20 protein-coding genes, 1 pseudogene and 1 riboswitch are annotated in these 21,716 nt (G+C 42.3%); of the genes and pseudogenes, 6 read left to right on the forward strand and 15 right to left on the reverse strand.

Annotation, left to right across the window (positions count from 1 at the left end; genetic code table 11):
- Window positions 1-74: 74 nt before the first annotated feature.
- Window positions 75-518, forward strand: a complete 444-nt coding sequence (locus tag BQ5903_RS10590) for a universal stress protein (protein WP_079579512.1) — start codon at window positions 75-77, stop codon at window positions 516-518.
- A 104-nt stretch (window positions 519-622) separates the two neighbouring features.
- Here BQ5903_RS10590 and BQ5903_RS10595 read toward each other — a convergent pair whose 3' ends face one another.
- Together BQ5903_RS10595 and BQ5903_RS10600 are read right to left on the reverse strand one after the other, a co-directional pair.
- A complete protein-coding gene (locus tag BQ5903_RS10595; protein WP_010497603.1) occupies window positions 623-901 on the reverse strand; it encodes a hypothetical protein in 279 nt (92 codons plus the stop codon).
- Between the two features lie 231 nt (window positions 902-1,132).
- Window positions 1,133-2,074 carry an aldo/keto reductase gene (locus BQ5903_RS10600; RefSeq protein WP_079579513.1) on the reverse strand — a complete coding sequence of 314 codons (942 nt, stop codon included), beginning with the start codon at window positions 2,072-2,074 and terminating at the stop codon, window positions 1,133-1,135.
- A gap of 705 nt (window positions 2,075-2,779) precedes the next feature.
- Here BQ5903_RS10600 and trpX point away from each other — a divergent pair.
- The 4 genes from trpX (at window position 2,780) to BQ5903_RS10620 (ending at window position 6,754) form a co-directional block, all read left to right on the forward strand.
- On the forward strand, window positions 2,780-3,784 hold the full coding sequence (trpX, locus tag BQ5903_RS10605) for a tryptophan ABC transporter substrate-binding protein (protein ID WP_079579514.1): 1,005 nt from the start codon (window positions 2,780-2,782) through the stop codon (window positions 3,782-3,784).
- Window positions 3,781-4,686 carry an ABC transporter permease gene (locus tag BQ5903_RS10610; protein ID WP_079579515.1) on the forward strand — a complete coding sequence of 302 codons (906 nt, stop codon included), beginning with the start codon at window positions 3,781-3,783 and terminating at the stop codon, window positions 4,684-4,686. Before trpX ends, BQ5903_RS10610 begins: the two co-directional genes overlap by 4 nt.
- Entirely contained in the window at window positions 4,673-5,446 is a 774-nt protein-coding gene (locus tag BQ5903_RS10615; RefSeq protein ID WP_079579516.1) for an ABC transporter ATP-binding protein, read from the forward strand. The genes BQ5903_RS10610 and BQ5903_RS10615 overlap by 14 nt, the downstream gene beginning before the upstream one ends.
- Window positions 5,447-5,536: 90 nt before the next feature.
- Window positions 5,537-6,754 (forward strand): mechanosensitive ion channel, encoded by a 1,218-nt coding sequence (locus tag BQ5903_RS10620; RefSeq protein WP_079579517.1) that lies wholly within the window; start codon window positions 5,537-5,539, stop codon window positions 6,752-6,754.
- 211 nt (window positions 6,755-6,965) lie between these two features.
- Here BQ5903_RS10620 and galU read toward each other — a convergent pair whose 3' ends face one another.
- The 3 genes from galU to BQ5903_RS10635 all read right to left on the reverse strand — a co-directional run bounded on the left by galU (window position 6,966) and on the right by BQ5903_RS10635 (window position 9,615).
- Window positions 6,966-7,859 carry a UTP--glucose-1-phosphate uridylyltransferase GalU gene (gene galU / locus BQ5903_RS10625; protein ID WP_010497619.1) on the reverse strand — a complete coding sequence of 298 codons (894 nt, stop codon included), beginning with the start codon at window positions 7,857-7,859 and terminating at the stop codon, window positions 6,966-6,968.
- A gap of 212 nt (window positions 7,860-8,071) precedes the next feature.
- A complete protein-coding gene (locus tag BQ5903_RS10630; protein WP_269148737.1) occupies window positions 8,072-8,503 on the reverse strand; it encodes a VanZ family protein in 432 nt (143 codons plus the stop codon).
- 119 nt (window positions 8,504-8,622) lie between these two features.
- Entirely contained in the window at window positions 8,623-9,615 is a 993-nt protein-coding gene (locus BQ5903_RS10635; protein ID WP_010497623.1) for an NAD(P)-dependent oxidoreductase, read from the reverse strand.
- A 139-nt stretch (window positions 9,616-9,754) separates the two neighbouring features.
- On the opposite strand from BQ5903_RS10635, the gene BQ5903_RS10640 reads away from it, so the two are divergent.
- On the forward strand, window positions 9,755-10,996 hold the full coding sequence (locus BQ5903_RS10640) for an ISL3 family transposase (protein ID WP_079579518.1): 1,242 nt from the start codon (window positions 9,755-9,757) through the stop codon (window positions 10,994-10,996).
- Window positions 10,997-11,267: 271 nt separating this feature from the next.
- Here BQ5903_RS10640 and BQ5903_RS10645 read toward each other — a convergent pair whose 3' ends face one another.
- From BQ5903_RS10645 to BQ5903_RS10690, 10 genes and pseudogenes are all read right to left on the reverse strand, one after another.
- Complete coding sequence (locus BQ5903_RS10645; RefSeq protein ID WP_010497629.1) at window positions 11,268-11,777, reverse strand: hypothetical protein; 510 nt, start codon at window positions 11,775-11,777, stop codon at window positions 11,268-11,270.
- A 53-nt stretch (window positions 11,778-11,830) separates the two neighbouring features.
- Window positions 11,831-12,709, reverse strand: a pseudogene (locus tag BQ5903_RS10650) (IS982 family transposase).
- Window positions 12,710-12,952: 243 nt separating this feature from the next.
- On the reverse strand, window positions 12,953-14,338 hold the full coding sequence (ltrA, locus tag BQ5903_RS10655) for a group II intron reverse transcriptase/maturase (RefSeq protein ID WP_079579680.1): 1,386 nt from the start codon (window positions 14,336-14,338) through the stop codon (window positions 12,953-12,955).
- A 475-nt stretch (window positions 14,339-14,813) separates the two neighbouring features.
- The gene (thiT, locus tag BQ5903_RS10660; RefSeq protein ID WP_010497637.1) at window positions 14,814-15,383 is read right to left on the reverse strand and encodes an energy-coupled thiamine transporter ThiT; all 570 of its coding nucleotides are present in this window, start codon (window positions 15,381-15,383) and stop codon (window positions 14,814-14,816) included.
- Between the two features lie 150 nt (window positions 15,384-15,533).
- A complete protein-coding gene (locus BQ5903_RS10665) occupies window positions 15,534-16,190 on the reverse strand; it encodes an energy-coupling factor transporter transmembrane component T family protein (RefSeq protein ID WP_010497640.1) in 657 nt (218 codons plus the stop codon).
- Window positions 16,187-17,611, reverse strand: coding sequence for an ABC transporter ATP-binding protein (locus tag BQ5903_RS10670; RefSeq protein ID WP_010497642.1), 1,425 nt, complete (start codon window positions 17,609-17,611; stop codon window positions 16,187-16,189). The genes BQ5903_RS10665 and BQ5903_RS10670 overlap by 4 nt, the downstream gene beginning before the upstream one ends.
- A 17-nt stretch (window positions 17,612-17,628) precedes the next feature.
- A complete protein-coding gene (locus BQ5903_RS10675) occupies window positions 17,629-18,201 on the reverse strand; it encodes an ECF transporter S component (RefSeq protein ID WP_056971628.1) in 573 nt (190 codons plus the stop codon).
- Between the two features lie 148 nt (window positions 18,202-18,349).
- Window positions 18,350-18,440: riboswitch (TPP riboswitch) on the reverse strand.
- Window positions 18,441-18,868: 428 nt separating this feature from the next.
- On the reverse strand, window positions 18,869-20,212 hold the full coding sequence (locus tag BQ5903_RS10680) for a PFL family protein (protein WP_010497646.1): 1,344 nt from the start codon (window positions 20,210-20,212) through the stop codon (window positions 18,869-18,871).
- 21 nt (window positions 20,213-20,233) lie between these two features.
- Complete coding sequence (locus BQ5903_RS10685; protein WP_010497649.1) at window positions 20,234-20,500, reverse strand: ACT domain-containing protein; 267 nt, start codon at window positions 20,498-20,500, stop codon at window positions 20,234-20,236.
- Between the two features lie 17 nt (window positions 20,501-20,517).
- Window positions 20,518-21,672 (reverse strand): MFS transporter, encoded by a 1,155-nt coding sequence (locus BQ5903_RS10690; protein ID WP_010497650.1) that lies wholly within the window; start codon window positions 21,670-21,672, stop codon window positions 20,518-20,520.
- Window positions 21,673-21,716: the final 44 nt, after the last annotated feature.

A 21,716-nucleotide genomic window follows, 5' to 3' on the forward strand; every position in this document is an offset into this window, starting at 1 on the left:
AGTAAAGTGCCAGATTTCATTTTATATTTTTGGGTGCTTTACCTCATACTTTTATTTTGGAAAGGATGATCTTTATGTATCGTAATATTTTGGTTCCCATGGATGGCAGTTCTAACTCCAAACGTGCCTTGGACGAAGCAATCAACTTATCTGAGAAATTTGGTTCAAAGATCTCTATTTTGTCCGTTGTTAACGAAAGCAACATGATTTTTACGACAGGATCTCCTGATATGATTTTAACTGGACTCAAAAGTAATGCTGAAGATATTGCAGAAAAGGGCAGAAAACAAGCCGCTGATCGTGGTGTCGCTGTAGAAGTTTTTGTTCAGCGCGGGATCCCTAAGCAAGTCATTGCTGACGAATTTCCTTCAGAACACCATATTGATCTGATCGTGATCGGTAAATCCGGGGCAGATGCATTTGACAGATTATTGCTTGGATCAACGACTAGTTATGTCGTTCGTAAGAGTAAAGCAAAGATCCTGGTTGTTAATGATGAAGAAAGTGAAGATAAGTAAGCTTCGTTCGTAAACCAGCCCAGTAGTTTAGGACAGCTCATATTTCAAATAAAAGCGGTGAAACATCGTAAAATCAATGTTTCACCGCTTTTATCATGTTCGTTTTAAGCTTCTGCATATAAATTATCTTCTAAAAATTCAGTGACTCCTACGCCTGCTTCGAATAAAATATACTCAACTTGTCCGTCGTAAAAGGCGATCCGTTTGGCACCCATAAACTGATCACTCGTCAAACCTTTAATATTGCTTAAATCTACTTCCCATTTAAGCGGCGGTCTAACTCCCTGTGTGACACTGATTTTCATTTTGCCATCTTGAAATTGGATATTTAAAAATCCAAAATAAGAATTACTGCCATCAATGATCTGTGCATATGTGTTCATAGCTTTCTCTCCCTTCGCTATTGACCCAGTTTTTTTACGAAAGAAATATATTTTCCTTTCTTTCGTAAATATAGTAACATCTTCAATTTTAAAACACAAACAAAAACGCTTTTTGGTCTAACTAACGACTCTCGCCAAAAATTGCAGTGACTGCTAGATGAATATAAATTGGTATGCACCAAAAAAGTCACCTCCGCCTGGAAGTGACCACTTTTCTTTAACTACTTAATTTTAAGGTAAATCATTACCGGCTGCCAAGTAAACGTCATACCATTCTTGGTTTGTCAAATGAATATCAGCACCAGCAGCAGTGTCTTTCAAATGTTCTGGATTCATCGTTCCGGCAATTACTTGGAACTGAGCTGGGTGCCGCAAGATCCAGGCTGCCCCGATCGCATTTTTAGAAACACCATATTTATCAGCTATTTTTTGCAAGGCTACATTGACTTCTGGGAAATCAGGATTATTGATAAAGGTCCCTTCGATCTGCCCATACTGGAATGGTGACCATGCTTGGATCGTCATATTATGCAACTGGGAGTACTCCAAGATGCCACCATCATGGTCAATACTTCTTGCATCAGTCATGTTTGTATGCAGGTCGAAATCAATTGGGCCAGTATGCATCACACTGAACTGTAACTGATTGATCAAAAGCTTTTGGCTAACAGCGGATTGCAATAAAGCAACCTGACCGGAATTCATGTTAGAAACGCCAAAGTGACGCACCTTACCGGAATTTTGCAAATCGTCAAAAGCAGATACAACTTCTGCTGGATCCATCAACGCATCAGGGCGATGTAATAAGAAACTGTCCAAATTATCAACACCCATCCGTTGCAAGATGCCATCGACAGTTGCTAACAGATGTTTCTTAGAAAAGTCATACCGTGTTGTTTCAAAACCCTTATCCGGGTCATTGAAAATACCGCCCTTTGATTGAATACAGAAATCATCGGCACTTAAAGACGACTTCTTCAAAGCTGCGCCAAAGACTTCTTCGGCTTTACCGTTGCCATAAATGTCTGCAGAATCGATAAAGTTGATCCCCAGGTCTTTAGCTGTTTCCAAAACTTTAACAGCATCGTCAACGCTCAAAGCGTCCATCCGCATGATACCTAATATGATCTCTGAGCCTGCAAAACCTGTTCCGCCGATTTTTACATCTTTCATCCTATGAGATCCTCCTCTTTTTTTCAAATCATGAGAAAAGTATTTTTTGAAAACACAGATCCCAATAATTTCAACTATAATGCTAGTATAAAGCTTTTGCACAAAATAATACAAACAACTTACAAAGCAAGAGAAAAATTTGCTATCTCTGCTAATTGTAATAGTTTTTTTCGCTCTGCTCCATGGTAGAGAGATTTTTGCAGGCTTTTCTCCAGGTAGTCCACAACCGAATAAAACTTTAAATAGTTACGCGCCATTTAAAGCTATAAGTCCGATCAGGAGCTAACTGAACTATAGCTTGACAAATGTTCGTCCAATTAGCCAACTGACTTCTAGCCATTAGCTCCGCAAAACTAGGGACTGCAACCACGCAAACAATTTATCATTTTGCCCCTTGACATCCGCACAGCCTTTTTCTATACTTAAATCAATTAATTAACGGAAAGGACGAAGAAGAATGCAAAAGTCAGTTACTAATGTTTTGAATATGGCTTGGCAAAGCCGGCACGCAAGGTCGTAACGCCTCTGACGGATACGATCTGGCAAACAGTTTGTATCCGTGCCGACTGCTTTTTCGTTTGTCAAAGTCTGCATGGTCTAACATGGCAGGCTTTGGCGTGATCACCTTTTAAGGGTAAACCAGAGTGTGCTGGTTTGCCCTTATTTTTTTGTCAACTTTTAACAATTTGGATCGGAGTGAAAAATATGAAAAGAATTATTGCATTTATTGGTGCCATTGTTGCTTTTTTAGCGGTTGCTCTCTTCACTCAACCTGCACAAAACGACAACACCAAATTATCGCAGCAAAAAAAAATCAAGATCGGGATCTTGCAACTTGTTAGTCACCCTGCCCTTGATCAAATTCACGCCGGGATCATCACCGGATTAAAAGATGAAGGTTTCAAGGAAAAGAAAAATATTACTATTGAGTTTCAAAATGCTCAGGGGGATCAAAGTAATCTAAAAACCATGGCCCAGCAGATCGCAGATCGCGATGACATTTTGTTTGGGATCGCAACTCCAGCAGCTCAGGCTTTGGTCAACTCAGCCAATAAAACGACCCCGATCATAATGGCTGGTATCAGTGACCCAGCCGGCAGCGGTTTGGTCAAATCTGAAAAACATCCGGGTGCAAACGTTACGGGTTCTTCCGGCGATTCACCTTTAGAAAAACAGCTAAAATTGATTCAAGACATTATGCCGCAAGCCAAAAACATCGGTGTGATCTATACTTCTTCTGATGCAGGCGGTCAAAGTAACGCGAAGAAATTTGTCAAACTAGTCAAGAAAGCTGGTCTGCAACCTAAACTTTATACCATCGCTAATACCAATGACATGCAGCAGATCAGTCAACAAATGGCTGGACAAGTGGACGCGATCTATGCTCCCCAAGATAATGGAGTGGCCTCTTCCATGAAGACTTTAGTCAATAATGCTAACCAAGCCGGAAAACCTGTTTTTCCTGCAGCCGATACGATGGTCAAAGACGGCGGAACTGCCGCTTATGCGATCGACCAACATGACTTGGGACGTTTAGCAGGTCAAATGGCAGGCAGAGTCCTTAAAGGCAAAAAAACCGCAACCTACCCCGTCGGCTTTGTTGTCAAAGGAAAATACGTCCTCAACCAAGATCAGATCGATAAACTACACATTAAAATACCAGCTAAAATCATGCAGCAGGCACAAAAAAATGGGAGGGTGATCAAATGAGTTTAATAACATCTAGTATCGGACAGGGTCTTCTTTGGGCAATTTTAGGGGTCGCCCTTTTCTTGACCTTCCGGATCCTCGATTTTCCTGATATGACTGTGGAAGGCACTTTTCCTTTAGGTGCAGCCGTGACTGTCACCGCCATTACTCATGGCGCTTCACCTTTACTGGCAACTCTTTACGGCTTTTTGGCCGGATCAGCTGGTGGGCTGATCACTGGGTTGTTATATACTAAAGGCAAGATCCCAATCTTACTCGCTGGGATTTTAGTAATGACTGCCTGCCTGTCCGTCAATTTACGAGTGATGGGCGGCTCTAACGTTTCCTTGATCGGTAAGAAGACCTTTTTTTCAGTAGCCTTCTTTCAAACATTACCCAAGTATTTTGACAGTGTGATCATTGGGGGGCTGACCATTAGCGTGATCACCATCCTGGTGGTTGTCTTTCTTGAAACCGAGTTGGGGCAAGCTTTCATAGTGACTGGCGACAACCCCATAATGGCACGCTCCCAGGGGATAAATACCGATAACATGACGATCCTTGGACTCACCCTTTCCAATGGGCTAGTCGGCTTATGCGGTGCTTTGATCTCACAAAGTAATGGTTATTCTGACGTCAACATGGGGATCGGCATCATCGTGGTGGCACTGGCCTCGATCATCATCGGTGAAGTAGTCTTTGGCGAATTGACCTTGAATCAGCGGTTGGTCGCCGTGACACTTGGTAGTATCATTTACCGGTTCGTTTTGTTGCTGGTCTTACAGCTTGGATTCTCAACTAACGACCTCAACTTGATCTCAGCTATTATTCTCGCCATGTGCATGATGTTACCTAATTTAAGAAGTTCATTGCACTTAAATGGTATTTTGCGAAAGGGGTTAGTTTCTAATGAAAAAGAATAACGACACAGTATTAGAACTTAAAAATGTTTCGACTTTCGTAAACCGCAATACTCCTAACGTGACCAAAATTTTGAAAGACCTCAACTTAAAAGTCTATGCTGGAGATTTTATCACGGTCATTGGGTCAAACGGCGCGGGTAAATCCACCTTATTCAACACAATATCGGGTGACCTGTTGCCAGATGAAGGTCAGATCTTTCACAATAAAAATGACATCAGCCGAGACTCCGTTGAAAAAAGAACTAAATTTTTGAGCCGCGTCTTTCAGGACCCGAAGATGGGGACCGCACCACGAATGACGGTTGCTGAAAACCTGTTGCTGGCTGCCAGACGTGGCCAAAAACGGGGTCTGCGCTTTCGCAACTTACGGGGCAACAAGGACCGATTTGCTAAATTAGCAGCATCGATGGGCAACGGCTTAACACAACGTTTGGACACACCAACCGAAAATTTGTCAGGGGGACAACGGCAAGCGCTCAGTTTCTTGATGGCCACCTTGAATCGCCCTGATATCTTATTGCTAGACGAACATACCGCGGCACTTGATCCCAAGACCAGTGCCGGTTTAATGGAGCAAACCAGTAAAACAGTGGCTTCACAAAAACTAACATGCCTGATGATCACCCACCACATGGAAGATGCTTTGAAGTATGGCAACCGGTTGCTAGTGCTCCATGACGGGCAGATCACATTAGATGTCAGAAACGCCGAGAAAGCCCGTCTTACAAAAGAACAGATCATGCAATTATTTGTAGATTAATTATTAAAAAACGCTAATTATTTTACAAATACGTTTTCTTTCGTTACTATGAAACCGTACACAAATGATTCAAGAAAGGAAGCGATATTTATGGATACTGCGGAATTTTGGCAGTCATTTCAAGATACTTTACCAGCCTTAGTTAAAGGCGTGATATTGATCTTGATTGCGTGGTTAGTTGCTGTACTAGTCAAAAATGTTGTTACCAAGGGATTCAAGAAAATCAAACTGGATGAACGGTTAGTTAAGTGGAAGATGTTCACTAGTACTGAACAGGCAGATAATTTGCTAGATTCATTGGGCAAGATCTGTTATTACTTAATTTGGCTGGTTTTCTTGCCGGGTATCTTCACGACTTTCGGACTTAATTCGATCGCCTCACCGATCACAGATATGATGAATTATATTTTACAATACCTGCCTAACATCTTATTGGCAGCTGTGATCTTAACTATTGGGATCCTCGTAGCTAAATTAGTCAAAAACTTAGTCTACAATTTGGCAAGCACTTTGAAAGTTGATCATTACGTTGACAAATTTGTCGGAACTTCAAAAGATGAAGAAAACAAAGAATCAATTGCTAAGTCTTTAGCAATGATTTGTTACTTACTTGTTTTGCTTCCAATTGCAGTCGTTGCTCTAGAAGCGCTTAAGATCTCCACGATCACTAAACCGATCGTAACTGTTTTAAATAGCATTTTAAGTGCTATTCCTAATATCTTAGTTGCAGCGATCTTGCTAACTGTCGGAATCGTGATCGCGAAAGTTGCCGGTAATTTAGTCACAAGTTTGTTAGAAAATACTGGTATCGACAAAATGTCAGCAAGCCTTTATTCAAAAGAAAAAGTGCCTGCTGCTAAGATCTCCAAGATCTTAGGCCAGACCATCGCGGTTGTCGTTAGTCTCTTCTTCGTAGTTGAAGCGCTGGGAGCTCTGAAGTTCAAAGTTCTCGACCACGTTGGTGAAGCGATCATTGGCTACTTGCCGAACTTGTTGTTTGCTGTGATCATCTTGGGCCTCGGCTTCTTTGGCGGACAATTTGTCGGCAAGATGCTTACAAATGCTACTAAAAACAAATGGCTCGGGTTCATTATTCAAGTTGTCTTTGGCATCTTCGCAGTTTTCATGGCATTAGACCAATTAGACTTTGCAAACAGTATCGTAAATATTGCTTTCTTATTTATTGTTGGTGGACTTTCAGTGGCCTTCGCCGTTGCTTTCGGATTGGGCGGTCGCGATTTTGCCCATCATCAATTAGAGAAATTAGATAAGAAATTAGACGATGAAGGCAAGGATAAAGAAGAATAGAGTGTAGCGCGGTGCTTAGAAGGTGAGCACTAACGGACTGCTGGACTATAATGCGTTTTGCAGCATTATGGTATGGCAGCTGGTTAGGCACAGCCTGCTGCCACGCGGAACTCGACTAAAAACCAGCAACATCTCTTTTTGCAGAGACTTGTTACTGGTTTTTCTATATTCCAAAGCGCAGCATAAATTTCTGTGCTCTTATTATTTTGATTTATTTCTTCTGTTGCGGCTTAGTTTCTAACTTCTGACCGACTTCCTTCAAGTATTTCGTCAGATCATCTTTGATCTCCGGATTTTCCAGACCAAACTGAATTGCAGTCTTTAAATATCCAAATTTATTACCAACATCAAAACGCTCGCCGGTAAATTCATGAGCAAAAACACGCTGCGTTGCATTCAAGCGATCGATTGCATCAGTCAACTGTATTTCGTGGTCTTTTCCTGGCTTTTGGGTCTCCAAGAGATCAAAAATTTCAGGTGTTAGTAAATAACGGCCAATAATTGCCAACTCCGATGGAGCATCTTTTGGTGCAGGCTTTTCTACAAAACTTTTAACGTCATACAGACCCTGATCTAATTCAGAAATGGGTTCAATTATCCCATAATCCTTGGTTTTGGCACGGGGAACCCGTATGACTGCCAGAGTCGAAGCGTGTGTTTTGTCACAACGATCGATCAATTGCTTAGTTAAGGGCACTTTGTCCTTCATTAAATCATCACCAAGCATGACAACAAACGGTTCATTATCAATAAAATCGCGAGCCCTCAAGACAGCATCGCCCAAACCATTCGGATGAGGCTGCCGAATGAAAAACAGATTGATATTGGTCGTTTCTTGGACTAATTTCAATAAATGCGACTTGCCTTTTTCTTTCAAGTTGGCCTCTAGTTCTGGATTTGAATCGAAGTGATTTTCAATTGGCTGTTTTCCTTTCCCAGTCACGATCAAAATATCTTCGATCCCAGAATCGGTTGCTTCTTTAACAATAAATTCAATTGTCGGGCGGTCAATGATCGGCAACATTTCTTTTGGCATCGCCTTTGTCGCAGGAAGAAAACGAGTTCCTAAACCTGCAGCAGGAATAACAGCTTTGCGTACTTTCATACAAAAACTCCTTTCAGCAATTAGAACAGAGTAAGGACTACTCTTAAAACTTTAATTTTATACGTTACCTGTCAACACACCCAGTGTAACGCAAGTTGACTACCAGTTTAAACTCAAAAGATCGTTAGCCAAAAACCGGCGCTGAACGTTTGACTAAATTTGCAAAAAGAACAAAAAAAGGCGCAATATGCTTAATAAGCACCCACCTTTTCTTATCGACCAACCATTTTTTGTAAGATCCAAAACATTAACAAATATCCCAGACAAAGACCGATCCCATTGGCCAAAACATCATTCACATCGATCCAGCGCTCTGTTATCCCCAGATTATCTAAGATCAACTGAGTGATCTCAATAAACAGACCCACTGCGACTCCGGACCAAATTATTCGTGCACTGCCTGATGGTCTTTTTTGCAACAATGCAATAAAAACTCCGAATGGAAAAGTCATTAAAATGTTGAGATAAAAATCCATGTGCAGCAGTTCAGCAAATGGCAAATAAATAAACGGTGCTTTACCAAGATAGATATAGGGCGCCGGATTACTTTTCGGGATCGCTAACGGCAATGTTGGGGCAAAACATAGAATTGCCACAGTTACCAAATAAACAATAAACGCTAGCCAAATAAAACTACGCACCACTTTTTTACTTAGGTTCAAAATACTTGATTCTCTCTTTCCTTACGGCTAAAAAACGTTTCGTCAGATAAACTAGTGTAAATTACCGCTAGAGCTGCTCTTAAAACGCCGTTTTTTTTTCGTTAATAGCCTTTTTTCATATCCACTTCATTTCTTGCAAGTGTTCCATTTTTTTTATACTGATATAAATTTTCCTTAAAGATGTGCACAACATCTCGAACATATTCTTGATACAAGCCCGAAACGTGCGGCGTGATGGTCACATTCTTCATGTGCCATAAGGGACTGTCGCTTGGCAACGGCTCAGGGTCTGTCACATCTAAACCCGCTGCACCAACTTGTCCGTCATTTAGCGCTTTGATCAGATCTTCCGTGACTACACTCGGACCACGGCCAATACTGATGAATAATGGTGCAGCCGTTAGTTTGGCAAAGAAAGCAGAATCATACAAACTATGTGTTTTCCTTGTCAGCGGTAATGTATTCACGATCACGTCAGCATTCAACACGGCAGGACCGAGTTCATTAATAGCCTCAGTTTGTTCAAAGCCCGTTGCACGGTGACCGGAATGATTGACTCCGATCGTTTCCATCTTAAATGCTCGTCCTAACTCAGCTACTCGTGTGCCGATATGTCCAGTTCCAAAAACGGCCAATTTCTTGCCGCTCAAAATCATGTAATGCGAAGAATCAGGATCCCAGTTGCTATGTTGTTGATTTTCCACTGCAGCCTTGATCCCACGTAATTGTCCTAATATCAGGCCGAAGACCGTTTCGGCGATCGGTTCAGCGTGAATGCCGCTAACATTTGACAACAAGATTTTTCGTTTTGCCAGCTGCTCTAAGGGATAATAATCAACACCGGCTGAGAAAGCTTGGATCCACTTTAAGTTTGAGCTTGGTAAACTAAAGATCCGTTCCAACACGCCAGGAGCACTACCCAATATCACTTCAACTTCAGCCAGCTCCTCATCCGTCAAATCATCGCGATTGAGAATGAAGTCGTCATCTGTCTGACTTGTTAATTTTGCAAATGCACTATCTGCTCCTTCGTGATTCAAAGCCCCACCTAAAATTAAGACTTTCATCATATCACCCCACTTGTATTTTTCCATTTCAGTTGCGTATATTATGGGTCTACACTTTTTAGTGTTGATGGTAAAATCATCAGCACTATTTTTGTACAAAAAAGGACATCATTTGTCCTCATATGCTACGATTAAAGCGACAAAACCAAATCAAAGCGAGGTATAAATGATGTCCCAAACTGATTCTATCCTAAATTTACTCAATATCCAAGACCCAAATATCAAAATTTCAGCTTGTACTGATTTTTCACAGGCCGGAGTTCACGAAAAACTGCTTTCAGCTACGCTGACTTACCCCGTCGAACGCTGTGTTAATTGTGGTTCCACGAATATCGTTCAGAATGGGACCCGCCTGACCAAGATGAGACTACCCAGCCTAGGTGAACAACCGCTCCGCATGAACTTGCGCAAACAGCGTTATCTGTGCCGGACTTGCCACCATACTTTTAGCGCGCAGACGCAGCTCGCTCCACCTCGGCACTCGATCACCCGCCAAGCAGTCCACGAAATCGCGACTTTGGCTAAGAACTCACTGCCAGTCAAAACGATCAGCCAGACCGTGGGAATCTCAGCTTCCTCGGTTCAACGGATCTTGTATAAGGATCAGCGAGCTTTAGTAACGCCCAAAGAGCTGCCGACAGCTCTCAGTTTTGACGAATTTCGTTCAACTAAGAACTGCTTTTCTTTTATCTGCATTGACGCAAAAACCCATGATTTGGTCACCTTATTGCCAGATTGTCTCTCGCAGACGATCCGCGAGTATTTCACCAATACTTATACACTTTCTGAGCGTCAAAAAGTTCAACTGGTGACCATGGATCTGAATGCGCAGTATCAGACTTTCGTCCGTCGTCTTTTTCCTAACGCACTGATCGTCTTTGACCGTTTCCATATTGTTCAGTTAGCGGGTCGGGCACTTGACCATGAACGGCTGCGTGTTTTAAAAGGGATCAACGACCACCACGACCGCAACTATAAAGTTTTAAAAAGCAACTGGCGCTTATTCCACTTAGCTGAAAATCAACTTGAGACCTCCCAGGTTAAATATTATCGGGGATTAAATGAATACACGACTGCCCAAAATGTGGTCGATCTGGGACTCAAGAATTTTCCACAGTTCGCAGAAAACTATCAGACCTATCAAACGATCTTAACCTTTATTCGCAACCGCGATCGGGCTACTTTACAACAATTAGTTATGAACTACCGTCCCAATGGTACTGAAATGGATACCGTCATGAGGACCATTCAAAAGAACTACTTAGGGATCAGGAACGCTTGTCTCTATGACTACTCTAATGGGCCGTTAGAGGGGATCAATCGCAAGATCAAAGAACTTAAACGTAGCTGTTACGGATTCAGTAACTTAAGGCATTTCTTTATCCGCATCAAATTGATCCATGCCTAAAATAAAAAATTTAGGTCAACACTGTGGGAGGCAGGTGCGGGCCCGTTTCGCTACGCTTCGGACCCGCACCTGCCTCCCAACCCAAACACTTTAACCTAGCTATGGCAGTAAAAAAGAACCCTACCATAAAGATAGAGTTCTATGGACCATCAACACTATTTGACAAAGTCCCTATATTATTCACTACAGTTTTAAACCGTGAAAAATAAAAAGCTAAGAGCTAAGTCCTTCTATTCGTAGAGGGACCGCAAACCCTTGGCTTTCAAATATACTATTGTTTTTCTTTCTTTTCTGGGGCAATCACAAAATGGCTAATATACGGCTCCGAGTTTTCATTATACCCAAATTGGTTGAGCTCATTTTTAGCGGAAGTATTCCAATCAAAGAAATCAATATCAGAATCCCAAACGTTGATCATTAAATATTGTAAATTTTTGCGAGGAACATGCAGAACTAAACTGTAACGCAGGCCAACAGGGACCTCATAACCATTTTCCCATTTTTGCATCAAAGACTCTAACAGCTTGTTCTGGTCTGTCTTTAACGTAAAGTACCGAAACTCAAAATAACCCTCCCAATTTTCCTTGCCGATCTCGTGCTGGGTAACATAATTTAAACCAGAGCCAAAGACTGTTTTTTTATTTGACTTGTCCAGTAACATGAACTTATCCTCATCTGTTACGGACTTCAATAACTTCAAATCTCTATCAGAATATTTGTGCTGTTTGGCACGCAAAACGTCTTCGGGACCTAAAGCCAAACTTATTTTTTCGACATTCATTATAATTGCCCCTTTCCTCTCTGTAACTATAGACTATTATAACACGCGTGGTGCTAGTTCGTCATAAAATCAAAAAAGCCTAAATTGTATACCAATATCGTCAATTCAATCTTTAATTGAAAACCAAATAGACTACGGGTGAGATTGGTTTCAATCCCAAATTACTGGGCTAAAATTGAAAAGCGTGACTCTATTGTCCGCCGTAACGCCTTGAGTTGACGTTTATTATGCTGTTTAGCACCTTTCATATTAGAACGATAAGGCGTCCATAAGTTATAGCCTAGGGCTCTAAAACTGGTCTTGAGTTTTTTCCCAACATAACCAACATCGGCCAAAATATTGGGACAAGGACAACCGCTAATTAGCCCAGGCGCTACCTTAGCATCATGAACTGAGGCTGCCGTGATCACATAATTCAGAATATAGCCATTAGCCGTGACGACCATGTGGGTTTTAAACCCATAAAATGGCATTTTCTTGGTGGCATTATAGCCAATGTTGGCCTTCCCAGCAAAAATTCTAACTCTGAAATTACGAACTTTGGCACATAGTGGGTTGGGTAAACTGTCGATAATCGCTAGGTCGCCCGAATGAGCATAATCCTTAGTGATACCTGAGCGAATGGCATTGACTACTGCCAGTAATTGTTGCGCGCGGCGGTTGAAACGTGAACGTGATACCACCATTTGCCGCGGCATAAACGCTGCCATCAGATAATAGAAGCGGCGTTGCGATTGAATTCCCAGTGTGACTTGTAAGCACAGTAAAGCTAAAAGTTTAATATCAGTAATTTTAGTATGTTCAACGTTGCGCCGCTCAATGACGCTACGCGGACAATAACGCTGATAAAGCAATGAACATAACTGGTAAAAGTAATGGAAACTAACTTGTAATTCGTGACGATTTTGCTTAAACTTGAGGTGGTTCAACACAGTTATTACTCCTTTTAAGTTTTGTCACTTATGAGTCTAACTGGGTTGGACTTTTTTGTTAAATTTCTAAATGTTACAAACTAGCACCACACGTTATTATAACATTTTCACTAATAAATGATATTAGCAAAGAAAACATAGCAAGCGACTTATCCCTAATTTTGCAATCGGGTAGGAGATAGTTCACACTATCGACCTCCCACACCACCGTACGTACGGAACCGTATACGGCGGTTCAACAACTTAAGCTTTTGCTTGAATAGACTGGTACAGTTTGGACAGATTTATTAGCCCACGCTGTGCCAGTCTTTTATTAGTTATGGTCATCAACAGTGTTTTACTGTGAGCGTTACGCCAGTATCCTTTCCGCGTATTTGCGTAGGTTTTGGCTTGTTTGTGGCTCATCCCTAATTTGACCAGCGCTTTGAATCGGGTTCCAATATTCTTCCACTGCTTCCAGATGTACTGACGGATGCGCGAACGCAACCAAGCATCTAGATTCCTTAAGAATGAAGACATTTTTCCAATGGAATAATACTGAACCCAGCCCTGCATTTTCTGTTTGATTTCTTTGAGAATTTTGTCTAGGCTAACGCCTCGATTCCTCCTAGTAATTCGTTTCAGTTCCTGCTTAACTCTTTGTTTTGACTTCTGATGTGGGCGCAAATAGGCTCCCTTGCGTCCCACACCCAGAGAAAAACCTAGAAACTTCAGTCTTAGTGGAGAACCGACTTGTGTCTTTTCTGCATTCACTTCAACTTTGAGTTCCTTTTCTAAAAACTGGGTGATGCTTTTGAGAACCCGTTCACCCGCACGCTTACTTTTAACATAGATATTACAGTCATCCGCATAGCGTACAAATTTATGTCCTCTTCTGGTCAATTCTTTGTCCAGCTCGTTCAGATAAATATTTGCTAGTAATGGTGAAATATTGCCACCTTGCGGTGTACCTTTAGCGGACTTCTCGAAAAATCGACCATTCATCACACCACTCGTCAAGAACTTACGAATCAAATGCAAGACCCATGGCTCACTAATGTAATTTTCAACAAATTTAATTAGTAAATCATGGTTCACATTGTCAAAATATGACTTTAAATCAAGGTCGACCACGTAGTGATAACCCTGATTATAATAAGCAACCACCTTTTTCACAGCACTTTGTGCACTGCGGTGTGGTCGAAAACCATAACTATTATCTGAGAATACTTTTTCAAAAATAGGAGACAGTTGCTGTTGTAACGCCTGTTGAACCACACGGTCAACGACCGTTGGGATTCCTAACTGACGTTTCGAACCATCTGGCTTAGGAATCTCAACTCGTTTGACAGGTTGGGGTTCATAGCTTTCGGTTCGCAAGGCCTCGATTAGTTTTACGTTATTCTCTTTCAAGTATGGGCCAAGTTCCTCAACGGACATGCCGTCAATTCCTCCAGCCCCTTTATTACGCTTGACATGGACAAAGGCCCGATTTAAATTATTCCGGTCTAAGACCTTCTCACGTAATAAGCCATTTTGAGTTCTCTTTTCACCAGAAACAACGCTACGCGCTCCTGTTTGCTCTGACCCTTCCAGGGTTACCCTCCGCAGGTAGTCAGCTTTATTTTCTGTTTTCTGCGATTGTCGTATTGTTTCCACCTCCAGGATGAATCAAAATTATTGTTGTTCAGCCCTTCACCATTACTGGCTACTATGGCCTCGGCTGACTTCTGTCATGGACAACTCAACATTACTATTGAGCCTGTTCCTGCCAGAAATAACTTCCAGCTTGAGAGAACTACCATGACAGACCTCCCCGGGTAAGAGCAGTAGCTTTCGCATCAAACCGTTGGCTTTACTGTGACGGTTTCGAGTGGTCAGGGACTTCGATTTGTTAGGCAATCTCATCCCACCGTTTCCAGCCTTTTAGCCACTTCTTGTTCATCGATTCGATGTTTCGTCTAGGACTTCCTTCAGATTCTACCTCACGATAGACACCCTTGTCTTCGACTCGTGATACCGGCCACTACGGCTCACAGCGGACTTACACCGCCTAGTTACTGCCCATGCCGGGCGCACCTAAAAAACGTGCAGACCAATGTCCACACGTTCGATAATTTAAGTTCTATTTTTCTGGAATAAATAATTTTGGCGCACGTGCTGCCAGCAGCCACACAATGATCATTGCCGCCAAAGCTTCTGGAACCATGTATGTAGCGTTATAAATCGTGGAATAGGCAAACACAGACTGGCCTTTTGGAGTATATTCTCCATAAAAAACAATTCCTGAAATGACGTTATTAAGATAAGCCATAAATCCGCCCAAAAAGCTAGCAGCTAAGGTATAGCCAAAAATCTGACCCTGTTTCTTTTCACGCAAGGCACCTTGTAACGGTTTGGCAAAGAAACCTGCAAAGCCGACGGTCCCAAAGCAAAAAACATAATCAAAAAGCACCTGCAGCAGATTTAAAAAATAGCCGCCAAACATTAGTTGAACAACACCGCAGATCGCACCAGCAGTACAGCCCCAAATCGGTCCACGACGCAAAGAAAGGAAAATCAAGGGCAACAAAACTAGTGAGACACTGCCGCCTTGCGGCATTCTGAAGATAACAATATAACTTAAAACGATGGATAAAGCCGACATAATGGCCGTTTCGGTCAAAAGACGAGTATTATTTCGAGATCGGGACATAAGAAAACCTCCTATTTTGTAAACAGAGTGCAGCGTGGCGTTTAGAAGGTGAGCACTAACGGACTGCTGTACTATAATGCGCTTTTCTGCATTAGGGTAGAGTAGTTAGTTAGGCACGGCCTTCTGCCACGAGAAACTCAAGTCAGATAACTACGGTAAACCTGTAAAAATAAACATTTGAAAAATTGCTAAAACTAGGATCGATACTAAATAATTCCACCACGGAATTTGGATAACAGAATAATGGGTCCGTGGCTGATTCTCTGCAAAGCCATGTGATGTCATAGCTTCGGCTAAATTTTCAGACCAGTTTAAAGCAGCCGAGATCCCCTTAAATAACAATTGCGGTGACCAGAAATGCAAGGTGATCCCCCGCATTTGGGCACTGACTTTGATCTTCTGGACCTCACTTCTAATTTTAGGTACAAAGTTTAAGGCCGCTAACATTCCATACACAAAAGTCGTTGGAATATGTGCATTTTGTTCTAAGGAAGCTAAAGTTTCGCTGATAGTTGTCGAAAAGGTAAAAATTGCACCCAAGAATGAATAGGCATAGATCCGCGTTGCTAGTACCCAGGCAAAGTGAATATCATGACCGACTGAAAAATAAGCTAATGAAAACCAAACACCTAACGCCGGCAACAGCGGTAATAAAAATAGCCGTAAATACGAGCGCCAGTTTGCCCGCCGGAATAACATGATCACCAAGCCCACCAAAATTACGAGTACATTCGCCGCAATAACCCGAGTAAATGACAGCTCGACCCCACAAATCAAAACGATCACTAATAAGACTGTTGGATTCATAGACTCGCCTCGTAAGATAACTCTTTTTCGTGCAAACTAATGTGGTAATCAGCATAGTCAGCAACATCTGTTAACTGATGACTGATCATGATCACTGTCTTGTCTTCATTTCTGACTGCCTGTTGTAAAAGCTGCATGATCTTATGAACTGAAACTAAGTCCAAGCCTGTCAATGGTTCGTCTAACAATAAAGTGGGGACTCCCATGATCAGCATCAATAAAATTTGCAGCTTGCGCTTTTGCCCTTCACTCAACATATACACCACGTGATCATCAAAACCGGTCAGACCTAAATCTGCCAATGTATCTCGAACACGTTCTTTAGTCCATGCATGATCATACTGATTATGCAAACTTAACTCTAACTCCTCTGCAACTGTGACCTTGAGAAACTGGCTGATCGGTTCTTGAAAAACTAAAGCAACATGGCGACTATAATCTTTGACCTTAAGTTTAGCGATCTCATTATTTTCCCAAGTTAGCGAGCCCTGATAATCTTGCAACTTAGTCAAAGAATTAAACAAGGTGGATTTGCCCACTCCATTTGGCCCAGTAAAAACTGTCAAATGATGCTTCATCAATTCAAAATTAGCCTGCTTAAGCAAAACCTTTTGATGTCCCGTAGAAAAGTCACGCAGCTTGAATTCTGCAGTATCCGTTTGAGCCGGCAAACTGATCGAAATTTGCTGATGACGGTTTTGTTCAAATGACAAAAAACGTTGCTGCATTTCGGCTTCAGTGGCGAGGTGGATCTGTTTTTGTGTTGGTTCCATGACATATAAATAGTCCGCTAATTGCTGATAATCCGACAGATCATGGTCGGCAATGATCACTGTTTTACCACGGTTGGAAACCAGTTGTTTCAATCGACGCAGTAAAAAATTTCGTGCCTCGGGGTCAACATTAGCAAATGGTTCATCCAAAAGGATCGTGTCAGCATCAAGTGCCAAAATGATGGCCAAGGCAACTTTTTGCTGCTCTCCACCAGAAAGTGAACTAAACTCACGGTCCGCAAATTCGCTGATCCCAGTAAAATCAAAAGCCTGCGTTATTCGTTGATCCATTTGCTCAGGTGCGATCCGCATATTTTCAAGTGTAAAAATCAGTTCTTGACGAGGAGTCGGCATGGCAAATTGTTCAGCTGGTACTTGAAACAACATGGCAATTTTTTGCGCACGTTTGCTAATATCCATACCAGCTATATCCTCTCCATCAAGTAAGATCTGCCCGTTTTGCAAGTGACCTGTATATTGAGGAAAAAGGCCGCACAAAAGCCGTAACAGCGTGGATTTTCCAGAGCCTGAAGGACCGGTCAACACGTTAAAAGTGGCCTGCTGAAAACTCAACTGTTGGTTTTCCAATACCAAAGGCCCCTGTTTGGTATAGCTAAACGTTAAATCGGTAATATCAATATAACTCAAACCAGATTCTCCTTACTTTACTCGGCCCGCAGCATGTGAGAACGTTCCAACAGAGAAACTACAGCATGCACTAACAAGGCACCAAACAGCCAAATCGACAATAGTCTGGTAAAGAACAAAGCAATGATCATCCAACCATGATAGGCCGCGTATCCCTCTCTAAAGAGATCCCAAGTAAAGGTCACGATCGTCGTGGTCAATGCTGACAAAGACAGACTAAACATGTCGTAACGTTTGTAAGCAGTAAAAGTAAAACCAAGCTCAGAACCGAAACCTTGAACAAAGCCGGAGATCAAGGTACTGATCCCCCATTGACCGCCCAAAATAGCCTCGACTGCTGAAGCAAGTATTTCGCCGATAGTAGCGGAACCGACTTTTTGCAATAAGCAGGCAGCTAAAGGAGCAGCCATCGTCCACAAGCCTAAGATCAAATCATTGCCAAAAGGAGCTAACCCCAACGGTGTCAATAAGGCAGTCAAACCGTTATATAAAAAGACTACCCCAAAATAAATCACTCCCGTTAAAATTGCGGTTAATGTCAGTAAAATAACATCTCGTAAATGCCAAGCATTTGATTTTTGTTCATGCATAATTTTCTCTCCTAACCCTAGGAAGCAACATCAGACATACACGCACCGACCTCACGAAAGAAAATGAACTCACAAATTTATAAATAAAAAAATCTCCTTCAGCATATGCCAAAAGAGATCATGATTATCGTTAACATTCGCAATTTGCGACCAGATAAAAACTGACTCCCTTCGCCGGTATTGACCGTATCAGGTTCAATGGGTGTTTTCTCAGCCTAATGGCACCCCAGATGTCTTATTTAATTGTATTACCAGTTACGATAATATACCTTGTATGCAATAAAAGCAATAAGAAAACGATTTAACTTTTTCGGCTCCGCCCCCGTCTAATTCGAAGGAATAATGACCAACTGAAGGAAAATCTCGCCGACTTTTAGCCGATTTGTCCTTAATTGGCTAATACTTCTACCAACTTCTAGCCGATTTATCTGAATTGGCTAATACTTCTACCGACTTCTAGCAGATTTGTCCTAATTGGCTAATACTTCCGCTGACTTCTAGCCGATTTACCCTTAATTGGCTAATACTTCCGCCGACTTCTAGCCGATTTATCTGAATTGGCTAATTCTTTCGCCGACTTCTAGCCAATTTGCTCCTCAACTGGATAGGACAGAACCTTTCAAAGCTTTATCCCCTTGTTCTCCCAATTCAATTGCCAAATAGTGGTCTAATTTTTAAAGCTGTGAATTGGGGCGGGGATCGTCCCTCCACGTTGGATCATTTCGGCCGACGAGGCCTGGTTAACGCTCATGACAGGCGCATGCCCCAACAAACCGCCAAACTCGACAAAATCGCCAACGTCTTTGCCAGGAACTGGGATGACTCTCACTGCAGTCGTTTTATTGTTGATCATACCGATCGCAGCCTCATCAGCAATCATTGCACTGATCGTTGTTGCCGGAGTGTCACCTGGGATGGCGATCATATCAAGCCCAACAGAACAGACTGCGGTCATTGCTTCTAACTTGTCGATATTCAAATGTCCCGCAGTCACGGCATCGATCATTCCAGCATCCTCTGAAACTGGGATAAATGCACCAGAGAGTCCGCCAACATGACTGCAAGCCATGATGCCTCCCTTTTTGACTGCATCATTTAACAATGCCAAAGCCGCTGTGGTTCCGTGAGTTCCAACACTTTCAAGACCGATCTCTTCTAAAATTTGAGCGACCGAATCCCCCACCGCCGGCGTTGGCGCTAAGGATAAATCGACGATGCCAAATTGAGTGTGTAATTTCTGCGCTGCCAGCGTGCCGACCAACTGCCCCATACGAGTGACCTTGAAAGCTGTCTTCTTAATTGTTTCAGCCACGACATCCATTGATTGCCCTTTGACCTTTTCTAGTGCTGCTTTAACAACACCTGGGCCAGAAACTCCGACATTGATCACAACATCTGGTTCACTGATCCCCTGAAAACCGCCAGCCATAAATGGATTGTCCTCGACTGCGTTACAAAAGACAACCATCTTCGCGTTAGTCATCACATCACGTTTGGAAGCATCCACAATAACTTCGCCCATTTGAGCAACTGCGTCCATATTGATCCCTGAACGCGTTGAGCCGACATTGACCGAGGCACAAACCAATTCAGTCTCCGCTAAAGCTTCTGGTAATGAATTCAATAAAGTATGATCGCCTTGTTGGAAACCTTTTTGAACTAACGCTGAATAACCGCCAATAAAGTCGATGCCGATCGTGTGTGCAGCACGGTCTAATGTTTTAGCGTATTTAACATAATCTTTGTCATGACTAGCAGCTGCGACGATAGCAATTGGAGTGACCGTCACCCTTTTATTAGTGATCGGGATCCCATATTCTGCTTCGATCTGCTGACCGACTTTGACCAAATCACGCGCCTTAGTTGTGATCTTATTATAGATTTTGCGACAAGCCGTATCACTGTCGCTGTCGATGCAATCTAATAGCGAGATGGACATGGTGATCGTCCGAACATCCAAATTTTCGTTGGTGATCATATTGACCGTCTCCATGATTTTCTCTGTTTCCATTTCTGCAATCACCTCCATTCTTTATAATTGATGCATGGCACGATAAATTTCTTCGTTACGAATATTGATCTCAACACCCAATTTGGTGCCTAATTCATTCAATTTTGCTGTCAAACTTTGGAAGTCAGTCTCCTGTGGCAAGTCGACCAACATCATCATCGTGAAATTTCCTTCCATGATCGTTTGCGAAACATCTAAAATATTAATTGCGTGTTCTGCCAAATATTGGCTGACACCCGCGATGATACCAACTTTATCCTGTCCGATCGTTGTTAAAATTGCCCGCATCAAATCTCATCCTCTCACTATTCATTTATTCTTTTACTTGGAGCATGAACTCCAAGTAAGATCACTGCCATCACTAAATGCACCACAAAGAAAACTAAAAATGTCTTGCTATACCCTAAAGCAGTAATTAACCAACCGCCAGATAAGGGCCCCAAAGCTCGACCTAATGACCCTGACAGACTACCAAGAGACTGAATCGTTCCGCGATCATTATCCTGCGCATAACGGTTCAATAACATCGGGATCGCTGTCAAAGCTAAGATCTCACCTAATGAAACAAACGTGATCCCCAAAACAAATTGCCAGTAAACATCGGCTCCGACCAATGTCAAATAGGAACAAGCAAAGACCAAAACGCCTAAAATGACCCGCAATTTGTCAGCGCGAAATGTATTTGGAAAAAGTCGCGTAATAAAGGGTTGCATAACCACAATTTCTAGGGTAGAAATTGTAAATAACATACTGTAACGTGCAACAGAGATACCTTGACCAGTCATTAAGACGGAAACGTTACTATTCCACTGCTCATAACAGATCCAGATCACGATCATCGTTACACATACTAGCGTGATCCCCCAAACATTCGCCCGATTGGACTTTTGGGAAACTGCAAGCGGCCGCCCAGAATGTTTTTCGACCGAAAAGTCTCGAAATTTGACCCGAATCAGCAACAGTGTCATGAAAAACAACAGCGCCGAACCGCCAAAAATTAGACGAATGCTGATGTCAAATAACAAACCCGACAGCAGCGTCGCTAAAGCCATCCCAATATTTGCCAACCAATAACCGTTGTTAAAGATGTTCGGGTCATCCTTTTGCAGGAAGGCTAAATAACCGTTCACTGCGGAATTTAAAATACCCAAACCTAAGCCATACAAAACTAATAAGAAGGGATAAAGCGGCCAGACGGGAAAGACGGTCAACAACAGCAATGCTATAACCTGGATCGTTCCGCCTAAATACATCGTCTTTTTTTGGTGCCAATTATCAAACAAACGCCCACCCAACAAGCTGCCAAGTGTCATCGCACCAGAAAAACCTAGTAAGACATAGCCCGCCACGACCAAACTTTTGTGGAGAGAATTATGTACGTATAGCGTCGTGATCGGCATGATCAACCCGATCCCCATATTGACCAGCATATCTGCCAGCAAAACAAATTTATTCTTCACTCATCATGATCTACCTTCCATTACACCTTAAGTGTATGATTTTT

Source organism: Ligilactobacillus acidipiscis, from assembly GCF_900116935.1.
In the GTDB taxonomy this organism is placed as follows: Bacteria; Bacillota; Bacilli; order Lactobacillales; family Lactobacillaceae; genus Ligilactobacillus; species Ligilactobacillus acidipiscis.